Origin of the sequence: Streptomyces sp. NPDC088261 (assembly GCF_044740805.1) — a bacterium.
Taxonomy (GTDB): Bacteria; Actinomycetota; Actinomycetes; order Streptomycetales; family Streptomycetaceae; genus Streptomyces.
On record NZ_JBIURL010000004.1, the window covers coordinates 458,916 to 477,047 of the forward strand.

General features: G+C 73.3%; 16 protein-coding genes. 10 read left to right on the forward strand and 6 right to left on the reverse strand.

Annotation, left to right across the window (positions count from 1 at the left end):
* Nucleotides 1-190 precede the first annotated feature (190 nt).
* On the forward strand, nt 191-2,722 hold the full coding sequence (locus tag ACIODU_RS11710) for a GTPase-associated protein 1-related protein (RefSeq protein WP_401766674.1): 2,532 nt from the start codon (nt 191-193) through the stop codon (nt 2,720-2,722).
* 79 nt (nt 2,723-2,801) lie between these two features.
* Here ACIODU_RS11710 and msrB read toward each other — a convergent pair whose 3' ends face one another.
* From msrB to ACIODU_RS11730, 4 genes are all read right to left on the reverse strand, one after another.
* The gene (msrB, locus tag ACIODU_RS11715; protein WP_356425388.1) at nt 2,802-3,209 is read right to left on the reverse strand and encodes a peptide-methionine (R)-S-oxide reductase MsrB; all 408 of its coding nucleotides are present in this window, start codon (nt 3,207-3,209) and stop codon (nt 2,802-2,804) included.
* Between the two features lie 72 nt (nt 3,210-3,281).
* The gene (gene murC, locus ACIODU_RS11720; RefSeq protein ID WP_401766678.1) at nt 3,282-4,715 is read right to left on the reverse strand and encodes a UDP-N-acetylmuramate--L-alanine ligase; all 1,434 of its coding nucleotides are present in this window, start codon (nt 4,713-4,715) and stop codon (nt 3,282-3,284) included.
* A gap of 106 nt (nt 4,716-4,821) precedes the next feature.
* The gene (locus ACIODU_RS11725) at nt 4,822-5,292 is read right to left on the reverse strand and encodes an indole-3-glycerol phosphate synthase (protein ID WP_401766681.1); all 471 of its coding nucleotides are present in this window, start codon (nt 5,290-5,292) and stop codon (nt 4,822-4,824) included.
* A 181-nt stretch (nt 5,293-5,473) separates the two neighbouring features.
* Complete coding sequence (locus ACIODU_RS11730) at nt 5,474-6,397, reverse strand: pyrimidine reductase family protein (RefSeq protein ID WP_401766684.1); 924 nt, start codon at nt 6,395-6,397, stop codon at nt 5,474-5,476.
* A 204-nt stretch (nt 6,398-6,601) separates the two neighbouring features.
* On the opposite strand from ACIODU_RS11730, the gene zapE reads away from it, so the two are divergent.
* The 4 genes from zapE to ACIODU_RS11750 all read left to right on the forward strand — a co-directional run bounded on the left by zapE (nt 6,602) and on the right by ACIODU_RS11750 (nt 10,884).
* On the forward strand, nt 6,602-7,708 hold the full coding sequence (gene zapE / locus ACIODU_RS11735; protein WP_401766687.1) for a cell division protein ZapE: 1,107 nt from the start codon (nt 6,602-6,604) through the stop codon (nt 7,706-7,708).
* 201 nt (nt 7,709-7,909) lie between these two features.
* Nucleotides 7,910-8,335, forward strand: a complete 426-nt coding sequence (locus ACIODU_RS11740) for an OsmC family protein (RefSeq protein WP_356425375.1) — start codon at nt 7,910-7,912, stop codon at nt 8,333-8,335.
* Nucleotides 8,336-8,538: 203 nt separating this feature from the next.
* The gene (locus ACIODU_RS11745; protein ID WP_401766690.1) at nt 8,539-9,921 is read left to right on the forward strand and encodes an alkaline phosphatase PhoX; all 1,383 of its coding nucleotides are present in this window, start codon (nt 8,539-8,541) and stop codon (nt 9,919-9,921) included.
* A 108-nt stretch (nt 9,922-10,029) separates the two neighbouring features.
* Entirely contained in the window at nt 10,030-10,884 is an 855-nt protein-coding gene (locus ACIODU_RS11750) for a polysaccharide deacetylase family protein (RefSeq protein ID WP_401766693.1), read from the forward strand.
* Between the two features lie 39 nt (nt 10,885-10,923).
* Here the strand turns inward: ACIODU_RS11750 and ACIODU_RS11755 are convergent, their stop codons facing one another.
* Nucleotides 10,924-11,124, reverse strand: coding sequence for a hypothetical protein (locus ACIODU_RS11755; RefSeq protein WP_401766696.1), 201 nt, complete (start codon nt 11,122-11,124; stop codon nt 10,924-10,926).
* A gap of 106 nt (nt 11,125-11,230) precedes the next feature.
* Complete coding sequence (locus tag ACIODU_RS11760) at nt 11,231-11,905, reverse strand: AIM24 family protein (protein WP_356425364.1); 675 nt, start codon at nt 11,903-11,905, stop codon at nt 11,231-11,233.
* Between the two features lie 71 nt (nt 11,906-11,976).
* Here ACIODU_RS11760 and ACIODU_RS11765 point away from each other — a divergent pair, with 71 nt between their 5' ends.
* The 5 genes from ACIODU_RS11765 (at nt 11,977) to ACIODU_RS11785 (ending at nt 18,126) form a co-directional block, all read left to right on the forward strand.
* Complete coding sequence (locus tag ACIODU_RS11765) at nt 11,977-12,831, forward strand: peptidyl-tRNA hydrolase (protein WP_401766699.1); 855 nt, start codon at nt 11,977-11,979, stop codon at nt 12,829-12,831.
* A gap of 112 nt (nt 12,832-12,943) precedes the next feature.
* On the forward strand, nt 12,944-13,732 hold the full coding sequence (locus ACIODU_RS11770; RefSeq protein ID WP_401766702.1) for a DUF4142 domain-containing protein: 789 nt from the start codon (nt 12,944-12,946) through the stop codon (nt 13,730-13,732).
* 153 nt (nt 13,733-13,885) lie between these two features.
* Nucleotides 13,886-15,250 (forward strand): DUF692 domain-containing protein, encoded by a 1,365-nt coding sequence (locus ACIODU_RS11775; RefSeq protein ID WP_401766704.1) that lies wholly within the window; start codon nt 13,886-13,888, stop codon nt 15,248-15,250.
* Nucleotides 15,251-15,256: 6 nt separating this feature from the next.
* Entirely contained in the window at nt 15,257-16,285 is a 1,029-nt protein-coding gene (locus tag ACIODU_RS11780; protein ID WP_401766707.1) for a TIGR04222 domain-containing membrane protein, read from the forward strand.
* 209 nt (nt 16,286-16,494) lie between these two features.
* Nucleotides 16,495-18,126 (forward strand): alpha/beta hydrolase, encoded by a 1,632-nt coding sequence (locus ACIODU_RS11785; RefSeq protein ID WP_401766710.1) that lies wholly within the window; start codon nt 16,495-16,497, stop codon nt 18,124-18,126.
* The last annotated feature ends 6 nt before the right edge of the window (nt 18,127-18,132 follow it).

Here is an 18,132-nt window from a genome sequence, read left to right on the forward strand (position 1 = left end):
CCAGATATCTCTGTCACGGCCCGCGCCGGACACCAAACACCAGCCACCAACATCCAGCCCTCGACCGGCCCCCCGCCCAACCCTGAGTCGGGGTCTTCTCCCCGTAGCGCTCTCCTCCCGCCGTGAATTGAAGTAGACATTGGCGAGCACACAGCACGCGCACGCACAGCAGACACAGGAGAGCCGGCGCATGAGCCTGGCACAGCTGCACTACACCTCCGTTCCGCCGGAGTCCGGTGGCTCGGGCGTCCGGTTCACGGCCGTCACCGGCGGGATAGGCCGGGGGCTTCTCGAAGAGGCCGGGAGACTGCTCGGGTACGAGCCTCCGCAGGACGCTCCCGCCCGCCCCTCGGACGCCCAACTCGCCGACTTCCCGCAGGCGTTCAGCCACAGCGCGCTCTCCGGCGGCGGCCGGCTGCTGGCCCGTGCCGTCTGCGTCGGAGCCGAACCAGGAGGGCGCAGAAGCGCGTTCCATGCCCACGCCGTGCTCCTGCCGCCCGGCGAGGGGCTGCCCGGCGGCGCGCTGCCCATCACCGCCTGGAACTCGCCGCACTGGGCCGCCACCACCCCGGACAGCGGGGTGCCGGATCCGCTGGACACCCTGGCCGCCTCGGGCCTCTTCTACCGTGAGGGGCTGATCGGATTCGCCGCCTCCCGCGCGCCCTGGCTGGCCGGGTACGTCGCCGGCCTCCGCGCCATCGCCGAGGACAAGGAGGGCGAGGAGAGCGACACACCCCACCAGATCGTGCTCGTCGAGCGCCGCAGCGCCGACGTCGCGCAGTGGATCGCGCTGGCCGGCCACGTCCTGCCCGCCGCGAGCGCCGCGCGGCTGACCTTCACGACGTACACCCGCCGCCCCCGCGACGCCCCGCAGCGGATCCTCGGCGTGCTGCCCGCCGACGCGCGGGGCCTCGCCGAACTGCCCCGCCACTTCCGTGTACTCGACTGCACCGACGGGGCACACGAGGACACGGACAGCTCGCGCGACAGCTGGGCCGAGACCGCCGCGCGCCTGTGGCTCGCCGGGATGCCCGAGCTGTTCGAGGAGGCCGAGGCGCTCCCCGGAGGCCGGTTCGACCCCGGCGCGCTCGCCGCCGTCGCCCTGCGCGCGGGCGTCGACCCGGGGCCCGACGGCCGCGCGGACGCGGCCGGTTGGGCGCGGACCCACGCGCGCGCCCTGGACGAGGAGCAGGTGCGGATACTCGTCGGCGCGCTGTGCGCCCCGAACGGGGAGGACCGTACGACGGCCGAGACCCAGGCCCTCACCGACCTCTTCGCCGCCCTCGCGGGCCGCTCGCCGGACAGCGTGACGGCGCCCCTCGCCGCGCTCGTCCTCACCGAGGCGGTCCGCGCCACCACCGGCGCCGGCGCACAGGCCGGCCCCGGCTCCGTGACGGACACCGCCCCGGCCGCCGCACCCCGCGAACTGCCCGTGCTCCCCGAGATGCAACTCCGCTCGCTGTCCCCGGAGTTCAAGCAGCGGCTCGGCGTCGAGCTGGCCTTCGAACTGCGCGCCGGCATCTCCGCCGACCTCTCCGGGACCGGCCCGGACACCTCACGCCCCGTCGGCCTGCTCCGTATCGCGGGCATCCTCGGCGTGGACTGTACGGAGCAGCTGCCCGACCTCGCCGACCGGCTGGCCGCCGCGCTGCTCGCCGCGCCGGAGAGCGCGTACACCCCCGCCGTACAGACCGCGCTGGAGGAGCACTTCGAGCTGCGCGTCGCGCTGTTGAGCGCCCTGGACCGGCTCGCCGCCGCCGATCCGGCCGCCGCCACCCGTCTGCTGAACCGAACCACCCTCTTCCTCCGGGGAGTTCAGTCACTTCCGCATCTGCGGATGTGCGCCGAGGCGCCCGCCCCGTGGTCGGTGACCGGACTGTCGGAGGACGGCGGCGAACAGGACCGTGTCGCCGCCCTCGCCGGTGTCCTGCGTGCCGCGGGTGTCTCCCCGTTCGCCGAACCGCTCGTCCTGCGCACGGCCGTACGGCTGGTGTGGGCGGACGGTACGCCCACGGCGGGCGAGGCCCGGCGGTTGCTCGGCGAGACCGGTTCCGACGCCCACCGCTCGGCGGGCACGTGGGCCACCCTCGTCGCCGCCGCGCTCGGCGGCCCCGGGGACGATCCCGACGCCCCGGACCTCGCGCACGACCTGCTGCGCAGCTTCCCCGAGAAGCTGGAACCGCGGGTGCGCTCGGCCCTGTTGCTCCTGGAGTTCGCCGGGGCGCTGCGGGCCGGACGGGCCCATACCGGCTGGATCGTACGGGCCCGCCTCCTGCGCGCCGACGCGGAGCCGGTCGAACAGGGCGTCCTGGAGCAGGCGTTGGGCGCGCTCGCCCGACAACTCCTCTCCGAGGAGCGGCCGAACGGCGAGTTGTACGACCTGATCCACGGCGGCGACGCGGATCTCCTCGCCGCGTACGACCGGGCGGCCCGCGAGGAGACGACGCGCGAGCGGCTGCGTACCGTACCGGCGTACACGGCCGACTGCTTCATCGCGTGGAGTTCGTTCCCGGGGGCGAACCCGGCCTGGGACCGGACCCGTACCGCTCTGCTCGACAAGGTGCTGCGACCCGTCGTACGGTCCCTGCCCGCCGGGGATCTCACGGCCGTGGAAGAGAGCTTCGGCCGGGCGGCGCAGCATCACACCGAGGAGTTCCGGGCCTGGAACCGGCCGGGAGCCCTCGGCAGGCTGGGCCTCGCCCTCAGGCGGCGGACGGGCTGACCCGGCAACCGCGACCGCGACGACAACCGCGACCGGAAAGCCGGGCGGACCAGAATTCGGCCCGCCCGGCTTCTCCGCCTCAGCTCTCGTCGGGCGTCAGCCGCAGCGAGATGCTGTTGATGCAGTAGCGCTGGTCCGTCGGTGTCCCGTACCCTTCGCCCTCGAAGACGTGCCCCAGGTGCGAGCCGCAGCGCGCGCAGCGCACCTCGACCCGCGTCATGCCCATGGAGCGGTCCTCGATCAGCTCGACCGCGTCCGAGTCCTTCGGGTCGTAGAAGGACGGCCAGCCGCAGTGCGACTCGAACTTCGTGTCGGAGCGGAACAGCTCGGCGCTACAGGCGCGACACGAGTAGACGCCGGTCGTCTTCGTGTCCGTGTACTCGCCGACAAAAGCGGGCTCGGTGCCGGCCTTGCGGAGCACCTTGTACTCCGCGGGGGTCAGCTCCGCGCGCCACTGCTCGTCCGGCTTCTCGATGTCGTACGCCATCGCGCACACTCTCCCTCGGTCGGACCGTCTCGGCCGCAGCCTCGATCGGACAGGTCTCCGCTGTGGGCGGACCTACGCGGACAGGCGGGCCAGGATCAGCGGACCGAGGTCCGTGACGTCACCCGCGCCCATGGTGAGAACGAGATCACCGGGTCCCGCCATTCCCGCGACAAGACCGGGCACCGCGTCCTGGTCATGCACGGCTGTGACCTGGGCCCCGGCGGCCGTCGCGGCGTCGATCACCAGTGCGCTGGTGATGCCGGGGACGGGGTCCTCGCGGGCCGGGTAGATGTCCAGGACGATCGAGGAGTCGGCGAGGGCGAGGGCCTGGCCCATCTCCGTGCCCAGCTCCTGCGTACGGGAGAAGAGGTGCGGCTGGAAGACGACCAGCAGGCGGGAGCCGGTGGGGGCCGCGTCGCGCATCGCCTCCAGGTCGGCGGTCATCTCGGTGGGGTGGTGCGCGTACGAGTCGACCACCTGGACCCCGGCGGCCTCGCCCTTGAGCTGGAGGCGGCGCTTGACGCCGGTGTACGTGCCGATCGCGGACGCCAAGTTGTGCGCCGGGATGCCCAGCGCGACCCCCGCGGCCAGCGCGGCGACCGCGTTGAGCGCGTAGTGGCGGCCGGGGACCGACACGGCGAAGGTCAGGAAGCGGCCGTCGAGCACGACGGTCACCTCGCTGGTCAGCCCGCGTGCGGTGATCTTGTGGACCCGTACGTCCGCGGTCGCGGCGTCACCGTAGGTGACCACCTTGAGCGGAGAAGCGTCTCCCGCGGAGACGGCCGGCGTGGAGAGGTCCCGTACCCGCGAGGCCAGCTCCACGGCGCCCGCCTGGTCGGCCGAGATCACCAGCGTGCCGCCCGGCACGATCTTGCCGGCGAAGGTCTCGAAGGACTCGTAGATCTCGTCCAGCGACGCGTAGTTCGCGTGGTGGTCCAGCTCGACGTTGAGGACGATCGCGACCTCGGGGTCGTACTTCTGGAAGCTGCGGTCGCTTTCGTCCGCCTCGGCGACGAAGATCTCGCCCTCGCCGTGCCGGGCGTTCGTGCCGGGGCCTTCGAGGTCGCCGCCGATCGCGTACGACGGGTCGAGGCCCAGCTCGGTGAGGGCGACGGCCAGCATCGAGGTCGTGGTGGTCTTGCCGTGGGTGCCCGCGACGGCGATCGGCCGCAGCCCGCCCATCAGCGAGGCGAGCGCGTCCGAGCGGTGCATGACGGGTACGCCCAGCTCGCCCGCGCGCACCAGCTCGGGGTTGTCGGCGCGGATGGCGCTGGAGACGACCACGCACGAGGCGTCGTCGGCGAGATGTGCCGCCGCGTGCCCGATGTGCACGGTGGCCCCCAGCGCCCGCAGCGCCTGGGCGGTCTCCGACTCCTTCGCGTCGCTGCCCGCGACCTTGGCCCCGCGCGCGGCGAGGATCTTGGCGATTCCCGACATTCCGGCGCCGCCGATGCCGATGAAGTGCGGCCGTTCCAGGGCGGTGGGGATGCCGGGTGCCGGTGCCATCTGTAGGTCTCCCAAGGTGCTGACGGGGCGTGTCACACGTTGCCTCGCGCGCCGTGTCGGCGCGCGCTGACAGCGCGCTGTCTCAGCACGCTGTGTGCCGCTCAGCCTATTCGCTGTGCGCGAAGAGTTTGAGCACCGGTACGCCGACCTTGTGGCGGGCCCTGGACGCCCAGTCGCGGTGGAAGAACTCCTCCACGTAGTGCGGCTCGGTCATGACGATCACCTCGTCCGCCCCCGACTCGTCGACGACGGCCTTGAGTCTGTCGAGCGGGTGTTCCGCGACGACCTCGCCCCGGGCCTCGGAGCCTTGCGCGCGCAGCGCGGCCAGCGAGTGGGCCAGCGCCTTCTCGGCCGGCAGCCGCGCCTCCTCGCCCTCCGGTTCGTCGCCCTCCTGGGTGGCTTCGCGCAGCTCCCCCACGGCGACGTCGTCGATGGCGCGCAGCAGGACGTCCGCCTGGTCACCGCGGGGCTGCATGAGCACGACGAACGCGGTCGCCTCGTCGCCGTGGAGGGTGGTGACGAATTCCACGTCCTCGGGCGTCAGGGGCTTCTCGATCATCAATACGCTTGTGAACACGTCAGACGCCCTTCGTCTTCATGGGCCCGTCCGGCCCATTCCTGGGCCCGTATCGGCCCACTGCGGAAACCATCCTTCCCCGTGCGGACACGGGTACTGCGAGAGTAAGTCTGCCCAGCGGAAGCTAACCGGAACGACAAATTCCGGTGACGGTGCGGCCCGGTGGCGACCGGTCCGGCCGTCAGGCGCGGCGGTAACGACTGAACAGGAATCCGTCCTCCTCCAGGAGCGAGGCCAGGGCGAACCGTTCCGGTACGGCGAGGGCGGGTCCACCCGTGATGCGCTGCGCGTACCCGGAAGTGAGCGTCGGAGACAGGGTCAGACAGAGTTCGTCCAGGACGCCCGCCGAGAGGAACTGCCCGAGCAGCCGCGGTCCGCCCTCGGCGAGCAGCCGCCGGAGACCGCGTCCGGCCAGCGCCCGTACGGCCCTGACGGGGTCCACGCCCGCCCCGTCCCCGGCGACCACCACCTCGGCACCGGCTTTCCGCGCGGCGAGGACCCGGTCGGCGGGGGCGGCGGCGCCGGTCAGCACCAGCGTCGGTACGAGCGGCTCGGTGAAGAGGGGCAGCGAGAAGTCCAGGTCCAGGCTCGCGGTGACCACGGCGATGGCGGGGGCGGGGCGCTGGCCGGCGGCGGCGCGCCGGGCCGCGAAGGCCTCCCGGGCGCGGGCCGGCCGGTACCCCTCCTGCCGAACCGTTTCCGCGCCGACCACCACGGCGTCGGCGAGGGCCCGCAGCGTGCCGAAGATCCGCATGTCGGCGGCGGAGGAGAGCGCCTGCGAGAGGCCGTCGTGCTGGGCGGCGCCGTCGAGGGTGGACACCATGTTGGCCCGGAGCCACACACCGGCGCCCGCGCCGCCGCGCGGTGGCGCGGCCGCGTCTCCGCCGGGCCGCGTACCCGCGTCGGCGCCCGGCTGCACGCCCGCGTCCGGGCTTCCGCCTGGCCCCGTATCCGTACCCGCGCCCAGCCCTGCACCCGTACCCTCGCCCCCACCCCCACCCGCGTCCACGACCGGATAGGCGTACAAGTCGGCCAGCGCGTCGAGCGTCCACTCGGTTTCGGCGGCCGTACGTGTCTGATCGGTCACAGGGAACAGGCGTCGCATGCGGAGCAGTCTGGCACGCCCCCCGCCCCCGCCCCGGCCCGTCCGCGCACGTCGGCCGGGTCGCGCGCCCCGCGCCCACGCCCCGCGCGAGCCCCCGGCGCACGCCGCGTACCGTCCCCCAGGCCCCGCGTCCCGCCTCCCAGGGCCCGCCCGCGAGCCGCGGCACCCGCAACCCCCTCCGGCCCCCCACTAGACTTGATCGCTGTGTCGACCTCCCCTCCCCCGTCCGGACGCCACCCCGCGTCCGACGTGGTCCCGCTGTCCCTGTGCGCCCGTGAACCGCACGTCCCCGCCGATCGGCTGGTCGCGGAGATGGTGCCGCCGCCGCGCTTCGACTCCGTACGTTTCGACACCTATGTCCCCGACCCCCAGCAGCCCAGCCAGGCCGAGGCCGTCACCGTCCTGAGCGCCTTCGCGGCGGGGCTCGGCGGCGGGGCGCACGCGTCGGGGAGCGGCGGCCAGGGAGGACCGCGCCGCTGGTTCGGCCGCAAGCCCGCCGAGCCGGCCGGCCCGCGCGGCGTCTACCTGGACGGGGGGTACGGCGTCGGCAAGACGCACCTGCTGGCGTCCCTGTGGCACGCCACGCCCGCCGCGCCGGAGGTCAAGGCGTTCGGCACCTTCGTGGAGCTGACCAACCTGGTCGGCGCGCTGGGCTTCCAGCAGACGGTACGGACCCTCGGCGGCCACCGGCTGTTGTGCATCGACGAGTTCGAGCTGGACGACCCGGGCGACACCGTGCTCGTCTCGACGCTCCTGGGCAAGCTGGTCGACGCCGGGGTGGCGCTGGCCGCGACCTCGAACACCCTGCCCGGCAAGCTCGGTGAGGGACGGTTCGCCTCCGTCGACTTCCTGCGGGAGATCCAGGGGCTGGCGTCGCGGTTCCGGTCGCTGCGCATCGACGGTGACGACTACCGTCACCGGGGCCTGCCCGAGGCGCCGCCCCCGTACTCCGAGGAACAGGTCACCAAGACCGCATACGCCACCGAGGGCGCGAGCCTCGACGACTTCCCCGCGCTGCTGGGGCACCTCGCCACGGTCCACCCCAGCCGCTACGGCGCGCTGACGGAGGGGCTGCGGGCGGTCTGCCTCACGGACGTGCGGGCGGTGCCCGACCAGTCGACCGCGCTGCGACTGGTCGTACTCGCCGACCGTTTGTACGACCGCGAGGTCCCCGTCCTCGCCTCCGGGCTCCCCTTCGACCGACTGTTCAGCGACGACATGCTGAACGGCGGCTACCGGAAGAAATACTTCCGGGCGATCTCGCGGCTGACGGCCCTGGCGCGGGACGCGAAACGTCTGGTGGCGCAGTAGGTTCGTTGCCGTGGCCCGTCGCCGTGGCCGATCGGGCGGGACGTTCGCACGACCGGCCGGAACGGGGGCGACGGCACACACGGCCAGCACGGCCGATCATCCGTATGACGAATCATCCGTACCGACGAATCGTCAGGACGACGGATCGCCGGTACGTCGGTACGTCGGATCATCAGCACGACCGATCAGAAGGGTTCCATCATGACCGCCACGCGTCAGGCACACACCGTCTGGGAGGGCAACCTCATCCAGGGCAAGGGCCTCATCACCTTCGACTCGTCCGGCATCAGCGAGCAGCCGGTCTCCTGGGCCTCCCGCGCCGAGCAGGCGAACGGCAAGACCAGCCCCGAGGAACTGATCGCGGCCGCCCACTCCAGCTGCTTCTCGATGGCGCTCTCGAACGGTCTCAGCAAGGCCGGCACCCCGCCGACCAGGCTGACCACCCAGGCCGACGTCACCCTCACCCCCGGCACGGGCATCACCGGCATCCACATCACGGTGGAGGGCGAGGTCGAGGGCGTGGACGAGGCGACCTTCGTCGCCGCCGCCGAGGACGCGAAGGCGAACTGCCCGGTCAGCCAGGCGCTCAGCGGTACGACGATCACCCTGGACGCCAAGCTCGCCTGACGGAGCGACGGGCCGGCACACCGGGGGCCGCCGCCCAGGCGGCTTCCGAGCGGCGTCCGGGCGCATCCGGCCGCCGTCCGGCCGGCTTCCGGTCGTCCCACGCGACACACGAGGCTCTCGTGGCCCGCATGGTTCACGCGCCCCACGGCACGTGCTACACACATGCGGGTCACGTCTCCTGTCCGCCAACAGGGAGTTGCCTCATGTCCGCGACACGACGTCAGATCCTCGCCCGCACCGGTGCCGCCGTCGCCGGGATCGCCTTCACCGGAGCGGTGTCCGAACTCTTCACCGGTACGGCGGCGGCGGCCACGGCCACCCGCGTATCCGCCCCGGGCCGCGGGGGATACGGCCCGCTCGTCCCCGACCCGGACGGTCTGCTCGACCTCCCCGAAGGGTTCCGCTACACCGTTCTCTCCCGGGAGGGCGAACCGCTCCGCTCCGGCGAGGGCCTGGTCCCCGGGAACCACGACGGCATGGCCGCCTTCGCCGGCCACCGCGGCCGCGTCCATCTCGTACGGAACCACGAGAACCACGCCGACGCCCGCTTCCCGGTCCCGTCCGTCCCCGGCATCACCTACGACCCGATGGGCAGGGGCGGGTGCACGGCGATCGAGATGGACGGCCGGAACAACGTCCTCGGCGAACGCGTCGCCATCGCCGGTACGGCCGTCAACTGCGCGGGCGGGCCCACCCCCTGGGGCACCTGGCTGACCTGCGAGGAGACCGAGGCCAAGGCCGGGACCGAGGGTTACACCAAGGACCACGGCTACATCTTCGAGGTGGACGGCGACGATCCGCGCCGCACCGGCGCCGTACCGCTCACCGCGATGGGCCGATTCGCGCACGAGGCGATCGCCGTCGACCCGGAGAGCGGGATCGTGTACGAGACGGAGGACGCGTTCGAGAAGCCGTTCGGGCTCTTCTACCGCTTCCTGCCCCGGAAGCCGCGTGGAGGAATCGGTTCTCTTCGGGCGGGCGGCGCGCTGGAGGCCATGCGCGTGCCGGGCGTGCCCGACCTGTCGGTCGTCCAGGAGGCGGGCGCCGCCTTCGACCGTATCGAATGGGTCCCCGTACCGGACCCGTCGGCGAAGGAGACCGGCATCCGCTTCCAGGACTTCGGGCGCCAGGGCATCACGCACGCGCAGAAGCTGGAGGGCTGCTACTGGGGCGGCGGTGCCGTCTACTTCGTGTCCAGCTTCGCGCAGCGCGCGATCGGCTCGGCCGCCGACCACTTCGGGCAGGTGTGGAAGTACGAGCCGGAGCGCCGCCGGCTCACGCTGGTGATCGTGTTCGGCCCCGACACGGACGTCCAGTTGCCGGGCGAGTCCCCCGACAACATCTGTCTGGCGCCGAGCGGCGGGCTGATGGTGTGCGAGGACGGCGGGGGCGCGCAGCACGTCCTCGGGGTGACTCGGCACGGCGAGGTGTACGCGATGGCGCGCGGCGCGCAGAACATCGGCACGCCGGAGGCGCCGGAGTGGGGCGAGTTCGCGGGGGTCACCTTCGCGCCGGACGGCGACACGATGTACGTGAACTGCTACCGGCCGGGGACGACCTTCGCGGTCACGGGGCCCTGGCGCTAGGGGGCGTCTTGTGGCCGGACGGGTCGGGTACGGCCCGTCCGGCGGCGGATGCGCCGGTCGCTCACGCCGTACCATCGAATTCGCCAGTTGATCATATATTTTGCGTGAATGACCCGATACGCACCCATGGGCGCTCTGGTCCGCGCCACTCTTCTGAGCCTGAGCCTGACCCTGACTCTGACCAGCTGCGGAAACGATTCTCCGGCGTCCCCGACCGAGAACCCGACCCCCGCCGCGCGGGCCGGGCACGCCGTGGCCCAGCGGCCGCCGACCGTCGCGCCAGGCCCCGGCGGCCTGACCCCGGTCTTCCGGCGCGGCACCCAGGCCGCCGGGAGGGCCGTGGCGCTCACCTTCGACGCGGACATGATGGCGGATCAGGGAAAGCGGGCCGCCCAGGGCGAGCGCTTCGACAACCCCGCGCTGATCGCCCTCCTGCGCCGCCTCGAAGTCCCGGCGACGATCTTCATGACGGGCCGGTGGGCGGAGGAGTACCCGGCCCAGGCGCACGAGATCGGCAACGACCCGCTCTTCGAGATCGCCAACCACTCGTACAGCCACTACTCCTTCGCCGGTGACTGCCACGGGCTGCCCCGGCTGGACAGGGAGCGGATCGGCCAGGACGTGCGGCGGGCCTTCGCCGCGTTCCGGTCGGTCGGCGCGCGCCGGGTCGTGCCGTATTTCCGCTTCCCCGGCGGCTGCTACGACGCGGCGGCGCTGCGCGCCCTCGCCCCGGCGCGGGTGACGGCGGTGCAGTGGGACGTGGTGGGCGGGGACGCCTTCGCCACGGACGCGGACGCCGTCGCCCGGCAGGTGCTCGACGCGGTGAAGCCGGGTTCCCTGGTGGTGCTGCACTGCACGCGCAGCGCGGCACCGGTGACGGAGGACGCGGTACGGCGGATCGTGCCGGAGCTGCGCGGGCGCGGGTACCGCCTGGTCAGGGTCTCGGACCTGATGAAGCGCTGACGGATCGGCGCACGTCGACGCGCGCCGCCCCGGACCGGATCAGCCCGAGCACGCCATCCGCTGGGCTTCCTGCCACTCGCAGACGGGACACAGCGTCGCGCCCTTCACCGTCTCGGGGTACTCGGTGGGCTTCCGGCACAGCACACACTCGGCGTACGTGATCTCCTGCGCGTCCGCCGCTTCCGCCGTGACCGCTTCTCCCCCGACGCCCCTGTCTGCCCTGTCTGTCCTGTCCGCCATGCGTTCCAGCGTACTCAGCCACGCGACCCGGCGGACCGGGGTGCGCGGGGAGAGACCGGAACCCGCCCCCGCGCCGCACCCCCGGCCCCGGTGCCGGGCCCCCGTGTCAGCCGGCCGTCTTGGCGGGCGTGACCTCGCTCGGCCGTACGATCACGAAGCCCTCGCCCTGGAGCATGAGCTGGACGGCCTCGCCCGAGCCGCCCCGGATCATCGAACCGACCGACTGGGAGCGGTGCAGCGAGGTGTTGAGGTGCGCGCTCCAGCCGACCACCGCGTCCGTGTCCACGTACACCGGCGCCTGCGCGGTGACGGGGATCACGAGGGGGTTGCCGTCACAGATGACGGCGAGCTTGCCGTAACCGGTGAAGACGCTGTTGAAGAGGCCGCCGCCGGTCATGCCGGCGCCCTTCACCGTCTTGATCTCGTACGACAGGGTCGGGTCGAAGCACAGCACGTTGCGGCCGTTGATCGTGAGCGCGTCGCCCTGCTCGATCTCGACGATGAAACAGTTCTCCGCCTCGTGCGCGAACCACGCCTCCCCCTGGCCGCGCACGGCCATCAGCGCCAGGCCCTCCCCCGTGACGGCGCGCTTGAGCATGCCGCCTATGCCCTGGCCCTTGCGCTCGAACTGGAGGTTCCCGCGCCAGGCGATCATGGAGCCCTGGCGGGCGTGCATCTCGCCGTTGACCGCGTACTTGATCGATTTGGCGTTCTGAAGCGTCATCCCGGGGACGGTCGCCTGCTGCGCCATGTGCTCTGTGCCGAACAGATCGCTCTTCATGGCGTGCATCGTCGCGCGGAGGGGTCCATTCCGCCAACCGGCCCGCCGGACGCGGCTGGCAGACTGGTCGCGTGAGCAGCGAGAGTTCCTTCGACAGCCAGAACGACAGCGAGACCGGCAGCGAGACCGGCGCCCGGACCGGCACCCCGGACGGCACCCAGAACGGCACCCAGAACGACAGTCCGTTCAGGAACGAGCCGACCGAGCGGGACGCCGCCCCCCAGTACGTCCTGCCCCTGGTGGTCCACATCGAGAAGGCCGCGCCCCCGGCCCGTACCGACGTGCTGGAAACGGCAGCGCGGGCGGTGCTCTTCATGCTCTCCGACGAGCGGTCCCTGGGGGAGGGCGAGGACGAGGGCGAGTGGGCGCGCGCCATGCGGGACTGGCAGGACGCGCGGATCCGCAAGGTGGTCAGGCGGGCGCGCGGCGCGGGGTGGCGGAAGGCGTCGGCGCTGCCGGGCCTGACGACGACGAGCGCGCACGCCGACGCCGGCACCACCACTGAGGCCGGCCCGGACCTCTCCCCCGCCGAGGTCCGGGTCTTCCCGCCGATCCCCCTCGACGGCTGGCCCAAGGAACTGGCCAAGCTCCAGGTCTCCGGCACCGATCTGGACGACCCCCACCCGCCGCCCGCGCCCGACCCCGCGCACCCGGTGCTGTGGCTGAACCCCGAGGTGGCGATGTCGGCGGGCAAGGCGATGGCCCAGGCCGGCCACGCGGCCCAACTCGCCTGGTGGGAGCTGTCGGACACCGATCGCAAGGAGTGGCGCGAGGCCGGCTTCCCCCTCGCCGTCCGCACCGCTGGGCGCGAGCGGTGGGCCCGGCTCGTCACCAGCGGGCTGCCGGCCGTCCTGGATGCCGGATTCACGGAGATCGCGCCCGGTTCCCGTACCGTGATCGCTGATCATCCGGCGCTGAGGGGCTGAACACCCCGCCCCCGGATTACGTACCTCCCGGTACCGCCACGTAGGTTGAACGGCCCCGTCGGTCGGCGGTTCGTTCAGCGGTGCACACATCGGCTCGGGAGGCAGCACATTGTTGCGACGCATCAACGGTACGGCGCTCATCATCGCGGCACTGGTCGCCACGGTCGGGGCGCTGGCCTTCCCCGTCTGGTCGTACGCCGAACGTTCAGGTACGGGCCAGGCCAACCTCAACGCGTCGAGCGTGTCGACCCAGTGGGGGCCGCTCTCGGCGACCGACCGCGACTTCCTGGTACGGGTGCGGCTGGCCGGGCTCTGGGAGCTGCCGGCCGGCCAGCAGGCCATCGAACGCGCCCCCAGCCAGGCGATCAAGGAGTGCGGTGACCACCTCGTGGTCGGTCACGCGGACCTCGACAAGCGGGCCCGTGACGTGGCGGCGAAGCTCGGCGTGGAGCTGCCCAACCAGCCCAACGAGCAGCAGCAGGGCTGGCTCAGGGAGTTGTCGGCCGCGACCGGCAGGGACTACGAGATCAAGTTCGCCAATCTGCTGCGCGCCGCGCACGGAAAGGTCTTCTCGCTGGTCGCGCAGGTCAGGAACAGCACGCGGAACACGCTGATACGGCAGCTGGCCAGCGACGCCAACCAGACGGTCCTGGACCACATCACGATGCTGGAGGCCACCGGCCTGGTCGACTTCGACGCCATCGCCAACCAGGCGGCGGGCGCGGCGACCGCCAGCCCCACGGGACCGCCGCCGCCGGACGGCAACCTCCCGCCGTCGCCGTCGGCCGTGGTGCCGACCGGGGACGACCAGTCCTTCACCTCCCGGCCCTCGACGGGCCCCGGCGCGCCGACGGCGATCAACACCAATCGTCCGGCGCCGGGGAGCGAGGAGAGCCCCTGAGAAGGCTGGGGCGCTTGGAGCCGGTGGGCCGTGCCCCCGGCCCCGGAACCTCAAATGAACCTCTGAACGTCCCCCTTCGCGGGTTCGCCGTCGTCCGGCGGGGCCATTACTCCTGCACCGCAACTGGTCGCGGGAGTGCGGAGGGGGATTTTCATGAACGGCAACGGCAAGAGCGGCGGCACGCCGGGCAGCGGCGACGGGACCCCGCTGTTGGGGATGGGGATCGGCTGGCGTCCGGAGATCGCGGACGCGATCGAGGGGCTGTCCGGCGTCGACTGGGTCGAGGCGGTCGCGGAGAACATCTGCCCGGGGCATCTGCCCGACGCGCTGGTACGGCTCCGGGAACGCGGGGTCACCGTCGTCCCGCACGGGGTCTCGCTCGGCCTGGGCGGCGCGGACCGGCCCGACGCACAGCGGCTGGCGGACCTCGCGGCCCGCGCCGAGGCGCTGGGCGCGCCGCTGGTCACGGAACACATCGCTTTCGTACGGGCGGGCGGGGCGCTCACGGCGTCGCCGGTGCTGGAGGCCGGCCACCTGCTGCCGGTGCCGCGCACGTGGGACGCGCTGCGGGTGCTGTGCGAGAACGTACGCATCGCCCAGGACGCGCTGCCCGTGCCGCTCGCCGTCGAGAACATCGCGGCGCTGATCTCCTGGCCGGACGAGGAGCTGAGCGAGGGGCAGTTCCTCGCGGAGCTGGTGGAGCGTACGGGGGTACGGCTCCTCATCGACGTCGCCAACCTGCACACGAACCACGTGAACCGGGGCGAGGACCCGGTCAAGGCGCTGGACGAACTGCCCGTCGAGGCGATCGCGTACGTCCACGTCGCGGGCGGCCTGGAGCGGGACGGCGTCTGGCACGACACCCACGCCCATCCGGTCACCCGGCCGATCCTCGACATCCTGGCGGAACTGCGCGCCCGCGTCTCCCCGCCCGGCGTACTCCTGGAACGGGACGACGACTTCCCGCCGCCGGCGGAACTGGCCGGTGAACTGACGGCGATCAGGGAAACGATCGCGGCGGGGCCGGTACGCGGCCCTCGGGCGGACGGGCCCGGCCCCGTCCGGGAGACCCCCTCTGCCGAGGCGGCGGGGGACGGCGTGCGGGCGCGGGTCGCTCTGGGGCAGGTTGCCCTGTTGTCGTCGCTCGTCGCGGGTACGCCCGCGCCGGAGGGGTTCGACGTGCGGCGGCTGGGGGTGCAGGGCCGGGCCCTCGCCGCCAAGCGCGCCGGGGTGGTCGCCAAGGTCGCTCCCGAGCTGCCGGAGATCCTCGGCGGGGGTTACCGCGCCGCGTTCCTCGCGTACGCCCAGACCCGGCCGATGCGCGGCGGCTACCGCCGCGACGCGCTCGACTTCGCCGAGCACCTGCTGATCGAAGGACGGCCCGAGGACCCCGCCGCCCGGCGGCGGCTGACGCTCTGGTGGGAGGAGCGCGCCGCCCCGCGCCCGCCGCGCCGGGCGACCCGTCTGGTCCGCGCCGCCGCCCGCGCCGCCACCCGTGCCGTTCTCGTGAGGAAGTGAATGACCATGACCGTTGTCCCCGTGGTGATCGCACTCGCGGTCGCCGTCTCCTCCGTCCTGCTGATCAGCGGCGTGGTCCGGCTCCGCGGGCGCGGCACACCCGCCCCCGTCCACGACGTCCTGGAGGGCGCCTTCCTGGCCGGCGGCCCCGGCCGGGTCGTGGACACCGTGATCGCCGGGATGCAGGCCGACGGCCGGCTGACCGTCGGCGGCCCCGGCATCGTCGCGCTGCGCCCGTCCGACGCGCGCAACGCGGTCGAACTGGCCGTGATGCAAGCGCACGCCACCGCGCCCAGCGGCGCCCTGCACACGCTGCGCCGCGCCGTGATGCGCGGCGAGGCCGTCCAGCGGATCGGCGACACGCTCGCGGCGCGCGGCCTGCTGATACCGCCGGCCGAGGCGAAGCCGTACGCGCGATGGGGGCTGATCCAGGGGATTCTGAGCGTCATCGGGGTGCCGTTCTCGTTTGTCGTGGCGGCCGTGCTGACCGTGAACTCCGAGCCCGGCGACGGCTTCCCGCTGGCCCTCTTCATCCTGCCGCCGCTGATGATCGTGAGCGCCTTCGTCGGTCTGATCTGCGCGGGCCGGGCCAGGAGCCGGCTGACCGGCGCGGGCCAGTCCGCCCTCAAGGACTTCACGCTCCGGGATCCCTCCTCCACGGACCCGGCCCGGCTGGTCGCCACCGGCGGACTGCGGGCCCTGCCGGACGAGGAGTTGCGGCGGCAGCTGGGAACGGCCGCACGGGCCAGGCCGGAGGACGGCCTCCTGCCGGCCGCCGTCGTGACCGGGACGGCCACGACCTGGTGCGCGGGCGCCATGCCGGGCGCCGGCTGCGGGGCGAGCACGGACCGCTCGTCGCACGGCGGGCACGGCGGGCACGGCGGGGGCTGCGCCGCGAGCGGCGGCTGCGGAGGAGGGGGAGGCGGCGGCGGCTCGGACGGCGGGGGCTCCAGCTGCGGCGGCGGTTCCAGCTGCGGGGGATCCGGCTCCAGCTGCGGTGGGGGCGGCGGGGGGTGCGGAGGCGGCGGCTCCTGACCGGGGGAAGGCGGGGGTGCGGAAGGGCCCGGAGTGCGTCCACGCACACTCCGGGCCCTTCCGCACCCCGGGAGGTGCTCCGGAGTGACCCCGCCGCGCATCGGAGTCATTGCCCCCGACACCGCCCGGCGGTCCTTGTTCCGCCCCTCCCCCGCGCCGACCCTCGGTCGTGCGGCCGGCCCCTCGTCCGCACGCGCGAAGGGAACGCGATGAGAGCTGTAGTGAAGTACGGGGCTCTGACCACCCTGGGCTCCCTGGTCCTGTCGGCCCTCGTCGCCGCCCCCGCGGACGGCGCCGACACCGGCGGCCCCCGGGCCACCACCCGCGAGACGCTCACCGCCGAGACGCACGGAGTCCTCCGCGCCGCCGAGCGGGCCGCCGGCGCGGGGATCACCTTCGGCCGCTGCCCCAAGGCGGAGATGCTGCCCGCCCCGGTCACCTGCGGCACGGTCGAGGTCCCGCTCGACTACGCCGACCCCGAGGGCCCCGCCATCAAGCTCACCGTCAGCCGGGCCCTGGCGAGCGGCAAGGCCGCCGACCGGCAGGGCGCGCTGGTCTACAACCCGGGCGGCCCCGGCGCCTCCGGCATGTACTTCCCGAGGGCCGCCACCCTGCCGAAGTGGAAGCGGATCGCCCAGGCGTACGACATCGTCGGCTACGCCCCGCGCGGCGTCGGCCGCTCCGCCCCGCTCTCCTGCCAGGACCCGGCGGACTTCGCGAAGGCGCCCTCCCCGTCCCCGACGCACCCCTCGGAGTCGTACAAGAAGGAGCGGATCGCCGAGGCGCAGGCGTACGCGCTGGGCTGCGCCCGTACCGCGGGGCCGGCCCTGCGGCACTACACCTCGCTGAACAACGCCCGTGACCTCGATGTGCTGCGCGCGGCGCTCGGCGAGAAGAAGCTCACCTTCATGGGGGCGTCGTACGGCACGTACTTCGGCGCGCTGTACGCCTCGCTCTTCCCCTCGCACGTCCGGCGCATGGTCTTCGACTCGGCGGTCAACCCGGACCCCCGGCAGATCTGGTACGGCAACAACATGGACCAGTCGCAGGCGTTCGAGCGGCGCTGGGCCGACTTCCGTACCTGGGTGGCCAAGCACGACACGACGTACCACCTGGGCACCGACGCCGAGCAGGTGGCGCGCGGTTACGAGCGGGTGCGCGCCCGGGTCGCGCACGAGCCGGCGGGCGGGACGGTCGGTCCGGCGCAGCTGCACGCGGCGATGCTCGGGGCCGGGTACTACGACGACTACTGGGTGATGCGCGCCACGGCGCTCTCCGAGTACCTGAAGGGCAACGAGAAGCCGCTGGTCGAGCAGGCGGCCCCGCGCGAGGGGGACGCCGCGGAGAGCGAGAACGGCAACGCCGTCTACACGGCCGTCGAGTGCAACGACGCGCCGTGGCCGACGGAGTGGCGGGTCTGGGACCGCGACAACAGCGAACTCGCCAGGACCGCGCCGTTCGAGACCTGGGACAACGCGTGGATGAATCTGCCCTGCGCCTTCTGGTCCGCGCCCCGGCAGGAGCCGGTGGACGTCCGGACCTGGCCGGGTGAGCTGCCCCCGACGCTGATCCTGGCGGCGGAGCGCGACGCGGCGACCCCGTACGAGGGGGCGCTGGAGCTGGAGCGGCGGCTGGCGGGCTCGGTGCTGGTGACCGAGCGGGACGCCGGGACGCACGGGATCGCGGGCGGCGCCAACGCCTGCGTCAACCGGTACCTGGAGGACTACCTGCTGCGGGGGACGACGCCGGTGCGGCGCGCGGAGTGCGCGCCGCACGCGGAGCCGGACCCGGTGTCGGTGGACGAGCGGTCGGCGGGCACGAAGCTGCCGCCGGTCGTCTGATCTTCC